Annotated in this window: 1 protein-coding gene; it reads right to left on the bottom strand. The window is 39.7% G+C overall.

Annotated features, from left to right (window positions below; all coding sequences use genetic code 11):
• Positions 1 to 47 precede the first annotated feature (47 nt).
• Positions 48 to 1,715: Tn3 family transposase (locus tag EP58_RS09320; RefSeq protein ID WP_036092822.1), on the bottom strand; the 1,668-nt coding region annotated here is incomplete at its 5' end.

Here is a 1,715-nt window from a genome sequence, read left to right on the forward strand (position 1 = left end):
ATTACGTAATATTCCGAATATTACGCGATGCCCGATTTACTTGTTCCTTATAAATGTATTCTCTTTTTCATATCAATATGAAACTCTCCATATGGGTTGATATGATTGTAAATCATAGGAGTCAGTGCTCGATAATCTTCGGCTTCCATCTTGTTTTGCCATTCTTTTTTACTTAACACCGATTGGATTTTAAGTGTGTTCATATAAATCATGCAATTCTGTATGAGTTGGAGACTGAGCATCGCTATTTCTTGTTCTTCTAATTGATTGTGGCGAATTTCGCCACCTTGACCGAAAAAGACAAAGTCACTGGCAGAATGCCAATTTCCTACTGTATTTAAACCGGCATGAATTTCTTTTCGTAGCTCTTCAGATAGGAGATAATCGCATAGAAACATCGTTTTTATCACTTTACCTAATTCTTGAAAAGCGAGATAGGTAGGGTGCGAACTATTTTTGGAAAATTGCTTTAAAATAGCTTCGGTATCCGCGGTATGAATACGTAACGCTGTCGCATATTTCACCATTTCGTTGTACTGTCTGTGAATAAGATCCCAGTTGATGGCTCGCTTCGCAATAACGGGGGCGATATGCTCATATCGATCACTAGCCGATGCTCTATATAATTTTTGTGCATGTATATTTTTGAAACGTGGTAATAACTCATAGCCTAGTAAGTGACAAAATGCGAATCCTACCGCACTTTGGCCATGTGTGTCTACATAATTGCGATCCACTTCTTTTGCTGTGCCATGATGGAGTAAACCATGCAGCATCGCTGCTACTTCTGACGAGTTTGGTGCATTCACTTGCGAATGAATACACATGGACTTTTCTTCAATATGCCAATAAACAGATACGCCAGGACCACGATACCTTGGGAACCATTGCGTTCGTAAATTTTGATCGTAAGCTACCACGCGAGAAGAATCAGAAGCGCAAGCACAAGAAGTGGACCCTTTGCCCCATACACTCTCTGCTCGTTCTGTTAAAATGGCATTCACTATTTTTTGATTGGCCGCTTTTAGATTTTCGGTATGAATATATTTCCGCTTAACGTACAGTAAATCTTTGTAGCTGATGTCTGGACTACCCGATGATACACGTCGTATTCCAGTGTTTGTTCCAATACCGTATAGACATAATAACAACCGTTTTTGGATAGCTTCTCGATCCAGGCGTTCATACGTAGCAAGGCTTTGAAACGTCGTCGAAAATCCTGTTCGTAAATCCGTTTCTTTAATGATATCAATGAGATTCGTCATCCACCAACGATCGGTAATTTCTTTCTTCAGATAGGTAAGTTGATGTGGATCAGGACTTAACTCATTTGGCGCGACAGCAATCCAACCGTTTTTCTTGGTCAATATGTTCACTTTCTTATTATCTGGCATCGTTGTATCCAGCAGATGTAGCTTGTCACGTAGCTCCAGCTGTAGACTTTCTATTTTTTCTGCGCCATCTAAGGGAAGCTGAAGCGTCTCATAGTGCTGGACACGCTTCTCTTCAAAGTCAGCGGGCAAATATTCATCTGGATTTCGATAACGAAAAGCGAAAGATACCCATATTTCACGGCATTTCAACTTATCTTTTAACGCATGTAAGACACATATTTCATAATTAATGCGATTGATTTTTAGCTCACCATTGCTATCTTCTTTAATGACCAAGTCATACCATTTCTTAGGGATAATTTCTGGGCCAAGTGGAATATC

Origin of the sequence: Paenilisteria newyorkensis (assembly GCF_000766145.1) — a bacterium.
Classification (GTDB): Bacteria; Bacillota; Bacilli; order Lactobacillales; family Listeriaceae; genus Listeria_A; species Listeria_A newyorkensis.